The 12,801-nt window shown below is 59.4% G+C and carries 13 protein-coding genes; 10 read left to right on the top strand and 3 right to left on the bottom strand.

The window, feature by feature from the left end:
• Positions 1-105 precede the first annotated feature (105 nt).
• The gene (locus tag J2Z75_RS20520) at positions 106-1,089 is read left to right on the top strand and encodes a porin (protein ID WP_209854653.1); all 984 of its coding nucleotides are present in this window, start codon (positions 106-108) and stop codon (positions 1,087-1,089) included.
• A 112-nt stretch (positions 1,090-1,201) separates the two neighbouring features.
• On the opposite strand, the gene J2Z75_RS20525 is transcribed toward J2Z75_RS20520, so the two are convergent.
• Both J2Z75_RS20525 and J2Z75_RS20530 read right to left on the bottom strand, forming a co-directional pair.
• On the bottom strand, positions 1,202-2,098 hold the full coding sequence (locus J2Z75_RS20525) for an alpha/beta fold hydrolase (RefSeq protein WP_209854654.1): 897 nt from the start codon (positions 2,096-2,098) through the stop codon (positions 1,202-1,204).
• Positions 2,099-2,218: 120 nt separating this feature from the next.
• A complete protein-coding gene (locus J2Z75_RS20530) occupies positions 2,219-4,267 on the bottom strand; it encodes a lytic transglycosylase domain-containing protein (protein WP_407692798.1) in 2,049 nt (682 codons plus the stop codon).
• 325 nt (positions 4,268-4,592) lie between these two features.
• On the opposite strand from J2Z75_RS20530, the gene dapA reads away from it, so the two are divergent.
• Together dapA and smpB are read left to right on the top strand one after the other, a co-directional pair.
• Entirely contained in the window at positions 4,593-5,477 is an 885-nt protein-coding gene (gene dapA, locus J2Z75_RS20535; protein WP_209854656.1) for a 4-hydroxy-tetrahydrodipicolinate synthase, read from the top strand.
• Positions 5,477-5,956, top strand: a complete 480-nt coding sequence (smpB, locus tag J2Z75_RS20540; protein WP_209854657.1) for an SsrA-binding protein SmpB — start codon at positions 5,477-5,479, stop codon at positions 5,954-5,956. The genes dapA and smpB overlap by 1 nt, the downstream gene beginning before the upstream one ends.
• A 72-nt stretch (positions 5,957-6,028) precedes the next feature.
• On the opposite strand, the gene J2Z75_RS20545 is transcribed toward smpB, so the two are convergent.
• Positions 6,029-6,607, bottom strand: a complete 579-nt coding sequence (locus J2Z75_RS20545) for a LabA-like NYN domain-containing protein (RefSeq protein ID WP_113313563.1) — start codon at positions 6,605-6,607, stop codon at positions 6,029-6,031.
• A gap of 591 nt (positions 6,608-7,198) precedes the next feature.
• Between J2Z75_RS20545 and rpoZ the strand changes: the two genes are divergently transcribed.
• The 7 genes from rpoZ (at position 7,199) to acpS (ending at position 12,793) form a co-directional block, all read left to right on the top strand.
• Positions 7,199-7,609, top strand: a complete 411-nt coding sequence (gene rpoZ / locus J2Z75_RS20550; RefSeq protein WP_209854658.1) for a DNA-directed RNA polymerase subunit omega — start codon at positions 7,199-7,201, stop codon at positions 7,607-7,609.
• A 158-nt stretch (positions 7,610-7,767) separates the two neighbouring features.
• Positions 7,768-9,990 (top strand): RelA/SpoT family protein, encoded by a 2,223-nt coding sequence (locus tag J2Z75_RS20555; protein WP_209854659.1) that lies wholly within the window; start codon positions 7,768-7,770, stop codon positions 9,988-9,990.
• A 164-nt stretch (positions 9,991-10,154) separates the two neighbouring features.
• A complete protein-coding gene (locus J2Z75_RS20560) occupies positions 10,155-10,703 on the top strand; it encodes a hypothetical protein (RefSeq protein ID WP_209854660.1) in 549 nt (182 codons plus the stop codon).
• A 24-nt stretch (positions 10,704-10,727) separates the two neighbouring features.
• Positions 10,728-11,177, top strand: a complete 450-nt coding sequence (locus tag J2Z75_RS20565; protein WP_407692799.1) for a DsrE family protein — start codon at positions 10,728-10,730, stop codon at positions 11,175-11,177.
• Between the two features lie 173 nt (positions 11,178-11,350).
• On the top strand, positions 11,351-11,503 hold the full coding sequence (locus J2Z75_RS20570) for a DUF3563 family protein (protein WP_081929856.1): 153 nt from the start codon (positions 11,351-11,353) through the stop codon (positions 11,501-11,503).
• 216 nt (positions 11,504-11,719) lie between these two features.
• A complete protein-coding gene (locus J2Z75_RS20575) occupies positions 11,720-12,298 on the top strand; it encodes a DUF2062 domain-containing protein (RefSeq protein ID WP_209854662.1) in 579 nt (192 codons plus the stop codon).
• Positions 12,299-12,385: 87 nt separating this feature from the next.
• Positions 12,386-12,793, top strand: coding sequence for a holo-ACP synthase (acpS, locus tag J2Z75_RS20580; RefSeq protein ID WP_209854663.1), 408 nt, complete (start codon positions 12,386-12,388; stop codon positions 12,791-12,793).
• Positions 12,794-12,801 lie beyond the last annotated feature (8 nt).

Below are 12,801 nucleotides of genomic sequence, written 5' to 3' on the forward strand. Positions count from 1 at the left end.
AATAGCCACAGAAGCTGATTAGCTGTTGGCCTTCCCGAAACTGGTCGGGGTTGTGAAGGGGAGGCCAATAGCGCTTGGTGAGGTATTTCTGACTGGAGGTCAGAAATGAACATTAAGAGCCTTCTTCTCGGCTCCGCTGCAGCTCTCGCAGCAGTATCCGGCGCCCAGGCAGCTGACGCAATCGTAGCTGCTGAGCCGGAACCAATGGAATACGTTCGCGTTTGCGACGCTTTCGGCACTGGCTACTTCTACATCCCGGGCACGGAAACCTGCCTGAAGATCGGCGGCTACGTCCGTTTCCAGACCAACTTCGGTCGTGATGTTGGCGGCACGTCTGACTGGGATACCTTTACCCGCGGTCAGCTGCAGTTCGACGCCAAGAACGACACGGAACTCGGCACGCTCGAAAGCACGATCGTTCTGCAGACCAACGCTGACCTGGCTGGCGCAAGCGGCTCGACCTTCCTTGACACGGCTTCGTTCGCGATCGCCGGCTTCAAGTTCGGTTACTACTACAGCTGGTGGGACGATGGCATCGCTGGCGAAACCGACGCGCTTGCTACCAACACCCTGTTCAACTCGATCTCGTACACCTACGATGGCGGCGCGTTCAAGGCTGGTCTTTCGGTTGACGAAATCGAAGGTCTCACCACCAAGGACAACGGCGTTGGCGTAGCTGGCATGATCTCCGGCTCGGTCGGTGGCGTAACTGTCACCCTGCTCGGTGGTTATGACACAGAGCTCGAAGAAGGCGCGATCCGCGCGATCCTGTCTGCTGAACTCGGCGCCGGCACCTTCAACCTTGCTGGTGTTTATGCAACTGACCCGAACGTTTACTACAACGAATCCGAGTGGACCGTTGCAGCATCGTACGAGTTCAAGGCAACCGACAAGCTGACGATCACCCCGGCTGCTCAGTACTTCGGCGATTTCGCCTTCATCAACGGTGTTGATGCTTGGCGCGTTGGCCTGACGGCTGGCTACCAGATCACGGACGGCCTCAAGGCTCTTGCTACTGTTCAGTACCAGGACGTTGACAATGCTGACGACCAGACCACTGGTTTCCTCCGTCTGCAGCGCGACTTCTAATCTCTGGCTTCATGTCAGTGATGGAAAGCCCGGTCGAAAGACCGGGCTTTTTCTTTGGTTGGATGGTTGAGTGGTTTCTCCGCATGACGCCCGCCGTAGCGGCGAAGCGTTGTTATGAAATCCCGTCGATAAATGCCCTGATTTCGACCGCCAGTTCAGGGCGATGCAGCAATGGGGCGTGCCCCTGGCCTTGCGCCGTCACCGCTGACATGCCGGGATGTCGCTGCGCCATCTCGGCGAATGTCTTTTCTGAGAGGATGGTGGAGTTTTCTCCCCGGACCGCCATCAAAGGCACCGCTTTCAAGCCTTCATAAAGCGCCCAGAGATCCGGCACCGCTGTGTTCGGCTCGACGCTCCTGAGTGGTTCGATCAGGGCGGGATCGAAATCCGCGATGATCACGCCGTCTTTTTCCCGGAAGATCGCCTCCGCCATATCTCTCCAGTCGGCCTGATCGAGAGTAGGGAAGGCCGCGCCGTGCACCCTTTGCAGGTTTGCGATTGCTTCTTCCCAGGAATGCAGCACCTCCTGCGCCTCCAGATACTGGCGGATCAGCAGCAGGCCGGCGACTTCGATAACCGGCCCGATATCGTTGAGCACAACGCCGTGCAAGAGTGCCGGGCGCATGGCAGCCAGAAGATGCAGGATCAGGCCGCCGCGGGATGTGCCGATGAAAATTGCCTGCGAAATATCCAGAACGGCACATGCCGTCAGCACGTCTTCGGCTTCAACCGGCAGCTGATAGTGGCTTTTGTCGGGATCCCAAGCCGAAAAACCACGCCCTCGATAGTCGAGCGCGACGACGCGGCGCGGTTTTTCGCGGTGGGTGGACAGTTGCATTGCCAAAAGATGAAAGTCGCGGCTGTTGCGGCTGAGGCCCGGCAGGCAGACGACCGGCAGCGATTGCTGCGTTCGCGGGTCGTCATGACCATAGTCGCGGGCATAAAGCTGCAACCCGTCGCCGGCCGAGAAATAACGCTCCTCGAAGCTGGTCCCGATGGTGTTCGTCACGATGTCTCCCTTCGCTCAAAGCTGGAGAACCATAGCGAATCGCGACGATGCGGAAAGAGGGCGGCGGGATTTTGTGGCTAAAAGCAATCTCGTCCGCTGGTTTGCGGGCGTGACTTGGCGTCAGCGACCGATGCGCAGATCATGAACGATATCGGCCGTCTGTCCAAGCCGGGACTTGTAGACCTGATAGTTCTCCATCACCCGCTGCACGTAGTTGCGGGTCTCGGCGAAGGGAATGCGCTCGATCCAGTCGACCACATCGTCGATCGATTTGCCGCGCGGGTCGCCATATCGGTTGATCCAGTCCGGCACGCGGCGGGGGCCGGCATTGTAGGCGATGAAGGTCAGGATATAGGAACCGCCGAAATCGTCGATCTGTTCACCGAGATAATGCGCGCCGAGCGTTGCATTATAGGCGGTATCGGTCGTCAGCCGCTCCTTGGAATAGGCAAGGCCGTGGCGGTCCGCCACACCTTTCGCGGTTCCGGGAAGAATCTGCAGCAGCCCGCGCGCATTGGCAGGCGAGATGGCGGCGGGATTGAAAGCGCTTTCCTGGCGGGCGATCGCGTAGGCCAGCGCCTTTCCGGAGCCGCTGATATTGGCGCTTGCCGGAATGACGCCGATCGGGAAGGCGAGGGCCGCGACATCGATGCCACGGCCGAAGGCAAGCTTGCCGATCTGCAGCGACAGCTGGTGGCCGCCGGTTTTCTCGGCGCGCGCGGAAAGCATGGCAAGCTCTCCGGGGCTTGTCAGTTCCTCGGCGAGTGCGCGGTAGAGGCTGTCCGCCCGCCAGCCATGCCCGGCGTCTTCCAGACGCGCAATGGCGCGGACTGCTTCGCGGTTTTCGAACCGCGTGCGATCGTCGGCCGTCGGCGAGGGATAGGTGACATTCAGCCCGGTACGGCCAAGCCGGGCCGCCGCAAGCTGACCGTAGAACGTGCCGGGAAGGGTCGCCGCCTTGGCAAAATACTCGTTCGCATTGCCGGGAGCGCCGGCCTCGGCGGCGCGGCCCATCCAGTACCAGGCGCGCGAAACCGAGAGCGGCCTGTTGGATGTTTTCAGGATGCGCTGAAAGTGCTGCAATGCCGTCGGCGCATCCTTGAGCCCGCGCAAGGCATACCAGCCCGCATGAAATTCCGCATCGACTATGTCGGCCGGGTCGCTTGCTGCATGGTTCGCGGCAATCGCGTAGGCGGTCTTGAACTTGCCCTGATCCAGCAGGCCCCGGCTGATGATCCGTTGCTCGACCCACCATTCTCCGGGGTTGACGAGTCTGTCCTTGTCCTTCGACAGGTTGGCGAGCAGCGCGGCGGCCTCTTCGTATTTTTCCTGCTTGCGCAGATATTCGACGCGGATGAACAGGTAGGCCGGTTCGCTCTGCCAGGAGGGATCGACGGCGGCGATCAGCGCCGCTGCATTGTCTGCCTTCTTGGCGACCGCGACCCAGGCCCGATAGAGCGATTGTGCCTTGCCGAGATCGCTGAAGCGGGCAGCCTGGTCGAGGCGGCCGCGATAAAGCAGCATTTCCATGCGATGCTTGTGGTCGGCGGCAGTCAGAAGGCTCGGAAATTCTTCCAGGATCTTGGTCTCGGTCTCCTTGTCGAGCGCGTCTTTCGACCAGAGCGCGCGCAACAATTTTGCTGCGGAGGTCTTGTCGCCATTGGCCTGGAACGCGCGGGCAAGGACAATTGTGCCTTCGGGCGTTTCCGGTCGCGTGGTTCCGAAAGCCGACAGAACGTCGGAGGTCGCCGGATTTTCGCGATAGAGGGCGCGTTCGGAATTGGCGCGCAGCGCGCCAAGCCCCGGCCAGCCCTTCAACTCCTGCTGGGCGTTGGCGATCTCGTAGGAGGGCACGCCCTTCTGTCCGGAAACGGCAATGGCCCAGGTGAGAATATGGCGGTCGAGCGTCCCTTTGGCCATGGTGTCGCGCACCGCCATCGCCTTCCCGGCATCCCTGTTGGAAAGCGCATCCAGTCCGGTCTTGAGGTCCGAATTGATCGGCACGACCGCGGTCGCAGAAACGATAGAACCGGTGACTTCGGGGGAAGGCGATCTTCCGGCTTTTGCCAGAACCTGCGGCTTGAACCGCGGCAGCGGAACCTGGGCGTCTTGCGCGCAAGCGGCAAACGCCGAAAACAGGATTGCCGATGCACTGAGCATCGCAACCATCCGGCGAGACTGATATCCGCGCATCAAGAACCCCACGCTTCCCCGTGCCAGTCTCTCATTTGGCGATGCAATTGCTAACGAAAGGTTACCCGTTTCCATTCAATCCCATAAATATCGGCGCAACCCCGCTGGCGGTGGTTTCGCCCTGCAATGCATAAAAACGCCGCTGATGCCGGAGGAATAGACGGAAACCGGCGATGAATGGCGCGATAGAGTGCTTGCCGCAGGCACCTCACATGATTATGGTGCGCCAGTTTTCTAACCATGAAATGCGGCCAAAGCGTGGGTTGGTTTCTAGCTTCCCGGGCGCCGTCAGGAGTCGTGCATGTTCAAGGGATCCATTCCCGCTCTCGTCACCCCGTTCACCGCTTCCGGAGCGGTGGATACGGACAGTTTTGCCGCGCATGTCGAATGGCAGATCAGCGAAGGTAGCCACGGCCTGGTGCCGGTCGGCACCACCGGCGAATCGCCGACGCTGTCGCATGCCGAGCACAAACGCGTCGTTGAGCTGTGCATCGAGACGGCGGCAAAGCGGGTTCCCGTCATCGCAGGCGCCGGGTCCAACAACACGACAGAAGCGGTCGAGCTGGCGCAGCATGCCGAGAAGGCTGGCGCCGAAGCCGTTCTGGTCGTGACGCCCTATTACAACAAGCCCACCCAGAAGGGCCTTTTTGCGCACTACGCGGCGATTGCCGAGAGCGTGAAGCTGCCGATCGTCATCTACAACATCCCCGGCCGCTCGGTCGTGGATATGAGCGTCGAGACGATGGCCGCCCTGCACAAGGCCTATCCGTCGATCATGGGCGTCAAGGATGCGACCGGCAAGATCGAACGCGTCTCGGAACAGCGCATGGCCTGCGGTGCCGGCTTCGTCCAGCTTTCGGGCGAGGATGCGACGGCGCTCGGCTTCAACGCCCATGGCGGCGTCGGTTGCATTTCCGTGACTGCCAACGTGGCGCCGCGGCTTTGCGCCGAATTCCAGCAGGCGACGCTTGCCGGCGACTACGCCAAGGCGCTCGACTATCAGGACAAGCTGATGCCGCTGCACAAGGCGATCTTCATGGAGCCCGGCCTCTGCGGCGCCAAATATGCACTCAACCGCCTGCGCCAGATGAGCAGGACCGTGCGTTCGCCGTTGCTGTCCACACTCGAGCCGGCAACGGAGGCTGCCATTGACGCAGCCTTGCGCCATGCGGGGCTGATGAACTGATGGCACCCAAAGGCAGCCAGCGTGTGGTCAACAAGATTGTCGCGGAGAACCGGAAGGCCCGCTTCAATTACGAGATCATCGACACCTACGAGGCCGGTCTGGTTCTGACCGGCACCGAGGTCAAGTCGCTGCGCGAAGGCAAGGCCAATATCGCCGAATCCTACGCCACCGACGAGGGCGGCGAGATGTGGCTGATCAATTCCTATCTGCCGGAATATCTGCAGGCCAACCGCTTCAACCACGAGCCGCGCCGCCGCCGCAAGTTATTGCTGTCGAAGCGCGAGGCCGGTCGGTTGCAAAGCGCGATCAACCGTGACGGCATGACGCTTATTCCGCTGAAGATCTATTTCAACGATCAGGGCAGGGCGAAGCTTGAGCTGGCGCTTGGAAAGGGCAAGAAGCTGCACGACAAACGCGAGACCGAGAAGGAGCGCGACTGGAACAGGCAGAAGAGCAGGATTATGAAGGATCACCACTGACGCGGGTGACGCGGGGCAGTCGGAATGATGCCAAAAAGGACCAGCCGAAACCCGGCCGGTCCTTTTTCATGTTCAGTCGTGGAATTCGTCGTTGACCGGTTCTGTCACGCGCACGGGGCGTTCGGAAGGGTCGCGGCCGACTTCGGCCTTCAGGCTGACCAGTTCGATGAAGTGATCGGCCTGCCGGCGCAGGTCGTCGGCGATCATCGGCGGCTGGGTCGACATGGTGGAGACGACCGAGACCTTGCGGCCCTTGCGCTGCAGCGCTTCCACCAGCGTGGTGAAGTCTCCGTCGCCGGAAAAGATCACCAGATGATCGACCGTTTCGGACTGCTCCATCGCGTCGATGGCCAGTTCGATGTCCATATTGCCCTTGATCTTCCGCCGTCCCAGCGAATCGGTGAACTCTTTCGCAGGCTTTGTCACGACCTTGTAACCGTTATAGTCTAGCCAGTCGATCAGCGGCCGGATGGACGAATATTCCTGGTCCTCGATCAGCGCCGTATAATAGTAGGCGCGAAGAAGGTAGCCACGCTTCTGGAAAGCCTTGAGCAGCTTGCGATAGTCAATGTCGAAACCAAGGCTTTTCGACGCGGCATAGAGGTTGGCCCCGTCGATAAAGAGCGCGATTTTTTCGCGTGGGTCGAACATCGTATTTCCTTTTTTTTGTCTCAATGTTTTTGATTTTTTCAACCTGACCGAGCAATAACGTCGTCAGCGATAGAATAATTCGAATACACCAAGATTTCATCGTATTGAGGCTTTCTAAGCCAGCATTCGCTTTAATGTAAGGGAATTCCCGTTGAAATAGCTATTTCTCACATTATTTTGCCGAAAATAAGAAATATCTACCTTTATTTCTGGATTTTTTCCGACAGCTTTGGTGCATCCTCTCCGTGCCAGTGTTCTCTCTCCCCAGAGCGGCAACAGGGTTTGGCGGCATTCAATCATCATTTCCGCGGATGTCAAAGCCTATCGATTTCCAACGGTTGCGGTGGCTCTTTTTTTAATCGCCGCCATCACCCGGCTTAGGATTGACCGGATATCTTTTTTTGCAATGCAGGAAAAACTTGAATTTATGTGGTTTTGATTGTATCGGGCAGGTTAATTCCTGAAATCGGAGCCGCGCATACCGTCAAGCCGACGGCTGGACGGGTTCCGGTGTTGTTAATCAGCGCAGCGACCGCTCGTCTTATGGCATCCGCGATTGAAGCTGCGCTCTTGAGATCCAAAGGACAGGCAATGGCCCGCGTCACCGTTGAAGATTGCATCGACAAAGTCGATAACCGTTTCGAGCTTGTGCTTCTCGCAAGCCATCGTGCCCGCCTGATCTCGCAGGGCGCCGCCATCACCATCGATCGCGACAACGACAAGAACCCGGTCGTGGCTCTTCGCGAAATCGCCGACGAGACGCTGTCGCCGGGCGACCTCAAGGAAGACCTGATCCATTCGCTGCAGAAGCATGTCGAAGTCGACGAGCCCGAGCCCGATCCGGCGTCGATGATCAGCGGCGATGCCGCAACGGTTTTCGCCGACCAGTCGGGCGAAGACGACGATCAGCCGGAAGTCGTGACCTTCGACCGCATGTCGGAAGAAGAACTGCTGGCCGGCATCGAAGGCCTGGTTCCGCCGGAAAAAAGCGACGACTATTGAGCCAAGGCTGCGTCCGGCACACGGCTGGATGCGACGCTTCGATGCAATGCCGCGTTTTCGTTCAGAATTCGCGTGACATCGGTATTTGCAAAGCAGTGCGCCACTCCTATGATTGGCGCACTTTTTCTTTTCCGGATATCTCCTGGAGCCCTTAGCGGATGATGCGCCAATACGAGCTCGTTGAGCGCGTTCAGAAATACAAGCCCGATGTCAACGAAGCTCTTTTGAACAAGGCTTACGTTTACGCCATGCAGAAGCATGGCCAGCAGAAGCGGGCAAGCGGCGATCCCTATATCTCCCATCCCCTTGAGGTTGCTGCCATCCTCACTGAGATGCATCTCGATGAATCGACCATCGCCGTGGCGCTGCTGCACGACACGATCGAGGATACGACGGCGACGCGCGCCGAAATCGACGATCTTTTTGGCGAGGACATCGGCGCGCTGGTCGAAGGCCTGACCAAGATCAAGAAGCTCGATCTGGTCACCAAGAAGGCCAAGCAGGCCGAAAACCTCCGTAAGCTGTTGCTGGCCATTTCCGATGATGTGCGGGTGCTTCTCGTCAAGCTCGCCGACCGGCTGCACAACATGCGCACGCTCGACCATATGTCGGCGGAAAAGCGCGCCCGCATTTCCGAAGAAACGATGGATATCTATGCGCCGCTTGCCGGCCGCATGGGCATGCAGGACATGCGCGAGGAGCTTGAAAACCTCGCTTTCCGCCATATCAATTCAGAAGCTTTCGAGACCGTCACCAAACGCCTCGAAGAGCTTTCTACCCGCAACGAAGGGCTGATCAAGAAGATCGAGGACGAACTGGGTGAACTCCTCCAGGCCAGGGGCCTGACGGGCACTCTCGTCAAGGGGCGGCAGAAAAAGCCCTATTCGGTCTTCAAGAAGATGCAGTCGAAGTCGCTGTCCTTCGAACAGCTGTCCGATGTCTGGGGCTTTCGCATCGTCGTCGCCGATATTCCGGATTGCTACCGCGCGCTCGGGATTGTCCATACGCGCTGGCGCGTCGTTCCCGGTCGGTTCAAGGATTATATCTCGACGCCGAAGCAGAACGATTACCAGTCGATCCACACGACGATCGTCGGCCCGTCGCGCCAACGCATCGAATTGCAGATCCGCACGCGGCTGATGCACGAGATCGCCGAATACGGCATTGCCGCGCATACGCTCTACAAGGACAGCGCCGAGCCGGTGGGCGAGGTCAAGCTGTCGCCGAAGTCCAACGCTTATTCCTGGCTGCGCCGGACGATCGAGTCGCTGGCCGAAGGCGACAATCCGGAAGAATTCCTTGAGCACACCAAGCTCGAACTGTTCCAGGACCAGGTCTTCTGTTTCACACCGAAGGGGCAGCTCATCGCACTGCCGCGCGGTGCGACGCCGATCGACTTTGCCTATGCCGTGCACACCAATATCGGCGACACCTGCGTCGGCGCCAAGATCAACGGCCGTATCATGCCGCTGGTGACAAGGCTCAACAATGGCGATGAAGTCGAGATCGTCCGCTCCGGCATCCAGGTTCCGCCCCCCGCCTGGGAAGAGATCGTCGTCACCGGCAAGGCCCGCGCTGCCATCCGTCGTGCAACGCGCGCAGCCGTCAGAAAACAATATTCCGGCCTTGGCTACCGCATCCTCGAGCGCACGTTCGAGCGGGCGGGCAAGGCGTTTACCCGCGAGGCGATGAAGCCTGTCCTGCATCGTCTCGGACAAAAGGAAATCGAAGACGCCATCGCCGCCGTCGGCCGCGGCGAGCTTTCGTCGCTCGATGTGCTCAGGGCTGTCTTTCCCGATCATCAGGACGAGCGCGTTACGGTCAAGCCGCAGGACGAGGGCTGGTTCAACATGCGCAGCGCCGCCGGCATGGTGTTCAAGCTGCCGGGCCGTCCGAAGGACATGTTCGATGTTCTGGAAGGCGAGGGGCCGGAAGCGCTGCCGATCCGCGGGCTGTCTGGCAATGCCGAGGTGCATTTCAGCGCGTCCGGTGCCGTACCGGGTGATCGCATCGTCGGCATCATGGAGAAGGACAAGGGTATCACCATCTACCCGATCCAGTCTCCGAGCCTGCAGAAGTTCGACGAGGAATCGGAGCGCTGGATCGATATACGCTGGGATCTCGATGAGGCAAACAACACCCGCTTCATGGCGCGTATCCAGATCAACGCGCTCAATGAGCCCGGCACGCTGGCCGAGATCGCCCAGGCGATCGCCACCAGCGACATCAATATCCGCACCCTCTCGATGGGGCAGGTGGCCGCCGATTTCAGCGAATTCCAGCTTGATCTGGAGGTCTGGGATCTTCGCCAGCTCAATCACCTGATCACCCAGATCCGCGAGCTGCCGAGCGTGTCCACTGTGAAGCGCGTCTTCGAGTGATGCTGTGTTGGCGGCGTCACATTCTCGCCTGCGAATAAGCCAGGCTCCTTTCGCGTCCACTTAAAGACCGGTTGTTCCCCCTTGTGCTTCGTGGGACACTACAGCGCTTTCTGATGGAGGATGCGATGCATGCAATGCTGCGAGCACTGGCTTTCGGATGTATCATGGTCCTGCCTGTAGGCTTTGCCGCGGCGGCGGATGCCAATCTTCAGCTATTTGGACGGGATGTCGGCAAGGAAAAGGCCTATGCCTGCTATGCCCGCAAATACACCAAGGCACATCTGGCCAGCCATCCCGATCAGAACGTCCGCGATATGATGGTCTTCGTCGATAGCCATGAGGACGAGGAGGGGGCCGGCCGTCAGTATGTGCTGGGCATGTCGGTCAATTTCCGCCAGTTGAAACAACCCTACAGCACCTATGGCGGATGCTCGGCCGGCACGGACGGGAAACAGGCGTTGAATTGCGGCATCGATTGCGACGGCGGCACGATCGGCGTACGGATCAAGGACCGCAATTCCATTCTTCTGGATATTCCGAACGGCGCGCGGGTCAGCGACGACGATAACGAGGAAGAACTGAGCGAACTGCCCGATGGCGCCAAGTTCGGATCGGACGACAAGATCTTCCGTCTCGACCGGACCGACCTCTCGGCCTGCCTGCCGCTTGCGACCGATGAGGAAACCAGGGCGGCTCTGAGGGCTGCGCATTAGAATGCAAGGAAGGGTGTCATGACGATCAAACGACGTGCGATGTTCGCTCATGCGCTGACCGCATCGCTGGGCGCTCTTTTTGCCGCGCGGACGGCCACCGCGGCGACGTCTCCGGCCCTGGAAAAACAGAAGGTCGTCTACCATCTGGCGGACACCGAAAAAGTCATGTTTGTACTCGGCAACATCCGCAACCATATAGACGGCATGGGCGGGCCGCAGGCCGTGGACATCGTGCTGGTGGTGCATGGCCCGGCACTCACGCTGTTTCACAAGCGGAAAGCCGACCCCAGGATGAGCGCGCAGGTGTCGCACATCAGCGGCGAAGGAGTGCACATGGCCGCCTGCGGCAACACGATGGCCGCGCAGAAGGTCGAAATTGCCGATCTGCTTCCCGGTTTTGTCCGTGCAGACGAGGGCGGGGTCGTTCGCATCGCGCGGCTGCAGACCGAAGGCTATGTCTATATTCGGCCATGATTGGCTGCATTTCCGCATAGCCCGGCAGCAATTGCACTTCGATTGTGCATGTTCTGGGGCGAAAAAGTGCAGGCCATGCATCTCGCGCATGGCTGCCGCCTCTTTGTAGCTCTGGTGAATAAGCGCTGTGTCAACTATCTTCAGCGTCGGGAGGTAAACGAAAGAGGTTTACCATGTTTAAGCAACTGAAGAAAATCACCCGCGCCTTGCGCGTACCGTCCGCTGAAGAGCGCGAACTGAACTATCTCAATGGTTCGCTCGACCGCATTGACCTGGAATATCGTCAGCGTCAGATCGACCGCGGCCTGTTCCGGAATTCGTTCTAAGCCATGCCGTTGTCCGGCTGCCTGTCTCGACAGGCTGCCGGGACCTATGCAAATGGCGCATGACGGATTTGTTCTCTGCGCATGAGGCGCAGGGTCGATTGAGTGGCCGGGCATGATTGCCCGATATGCGGCATAATTGCGCTTCCTGTACCGGAAATGCCGATTTTCGCGCCTTCGCCATTGAACAGCCATATCCGCATCGTCTATCAGAGCATTATGTTGTTCAGACGCAAGAAGCCGGCGACCTGGTCGGGAAAGCTCCGTGAGTTCCTCTGGCCGCGAAAGGGCTTTTCGCGCGGGCTTCGTTATCTGTCGATGCGTGTGCTGAGGCTGTCGTCGTCGCCGCATTCGATAGCGATCGGCGTTGCTGCCGGTGCCGCCTCCTCGGCAACTCCGTTTGTCGGTTTTCATATCCTCATCGCGCTCGCTCTTGCCTATATGCTGTCGGGAAACCTGATCGCGGCCGGCATATCGACGGCGCTCGCCAATCCCCTGACGATACCCTTCATTCTGGCGGCGACGTACGAGGTCGGCCTCGTCATCCTTGGGACGGGAGGGAGCAGTGCATTGGCCGGCCAGGACATTCTCCACATGCTGGGGCATCTTGAGTTCTCCCATCTGTGGGAACCGGTGCTGAAGCCGATGCTGATCGGCTCGGTGCCGCTTGCCGGCACCAGCGCCGTTGTTTTCTATGTGGCGGCTTTCTATGCCGCCAGGCTGTTCCAGTCGCGCCGACATGTCCGCCGCCAGAGCAAGATGCGGACGCGCACGGTCGGATGGGCGGATGAGCTTTGATTTCTGTCGAATTTTTAACTTGGCAGGCGGCGGACTGTTTGCTCTTGTCGGCCGGCTAGAACTCTTCATTAAGGTTTTTTCGTTTCGATGATTATAGGCATCGGCAGTGATTTGATCGACATCAGGCGCATCGAAAGTTCGCTCGAACGTTTTGGCGAGCGCTTCAGCCAGCGCTGTTTCACCGACATCGAAATCCGCAAATCGGAAGGCCGCAAGAACCGCGCCGAATCCTATGCCAAGCGGTTTGCCGCCAAGGAAGCCTGTTCCAAGGCTCTCGGCACCGGATTGGCGCAGGGCGTCTTCTGGAAGGACATGGGCGTCGTCAACCTGCCGGGCGGCAAGCCGACGATGCAGTTGACCGGGGGCGCTGCGGAACGGCTCGCGGAAATGCTGCCGGCCGGCCATCGCGGCGTCATTCACCTGACCATCACCGACGATTTCCCCCTGGCGCAGGCCTTCGTCATAATTGAAGCGCTCCCCGTTGCCCCCGATTGAGGAAGCGT

Origin of the sequence: Rhizobium herbae, from assembly GCF_017873135.1 — a bacterium.
GTDB lineage: Bacteria > Pseudomonadota > Alphaproteobacteria > Rhizobiales > Rhizobiaceae > Pararhizobium > Pararhizobium herbae.

Excerpts from the sequence above, each read along its gene's own strand:
- J2Z75_RS20520 (WP_209854653.1), top strand. The coding sequence starts at position 106 with ATGAACATTAAGAGCCTTCTTCTCGGCTCCGCTGCAGCTCTCGCAGCA.
- J2Z75_RS20530 (WP_407692798.1), bottom strand. The coding sequence starts at position 4,267 with ATGGTTGCGATGCTCAGTGCATCGGCAATCCTGTTTTCGGCGTTTGCC.
- dapA (WP_209854656.1), top strand. The coding sequence starts at position 4,593 with ATGTTCAAGGGATCCATTCCCGCTCTCGTCACCCCGTTCACCGCTTCC.
- smpB (WP_209854657.1), top strand. The coding sequence starts at position 5,477 with ATGGCACCCAAAGGCAGCCAGCGTGTGGTCAACAAGATTGTCGCGGAG.
- J2Z75_RS20545 (WP_113313563.1), bottom strand. The coding sequence starts at position 6,607 with ATGTTCGACCCACGCGAAAAAATCGCGCTCTTTATCGACGGGGCCAAC.
- rpoZ (WP_209854658.1), top strand. The coding sequence starts at position 7,199 with ATGGCCCGCGTCACCGTTGAAGATTGCATCGACAAAGTCGATAACCGT.
- J2Z75_RS20555 (WP_209854659.1), top strand. The coding sequence starts at position 7,768 with ATGATGCGCCAATACGAGCTCGTTGAGCGCGTTCAGAAATACAAGCCC.
- J2Z75_RS20560 (WP_209854660.1), top strand. The coding sequence starts at position 10,155 with ATGGTCCTGCCTGTAGGCTTTGCCGCGGCGGCGGATGCCAATCTTCAG.
- J2Z75_RS20570 (WP_081929856.1), top strand. The coding sequence starts at position 11,351 with ATGTTTAAGCAACTGAAGAAAATCACCCGCGCCTTGCGCGTACCGTCC.
- J2Z75_RS20575 (WP_209854662.1), top strand. The coding sequence starts at position 11,720 with ATGTTGTTCAGACGCAAGAAGCCGGCGACCTGGTCGGGAAAGCTCCGT.
- acpS (WP_209854663.1), top strand. The coding sequence starts at position 12,386 with ATGATTATAGGCATCGGCAGTGATTTGATCGACATCAGGCGCATCGAA.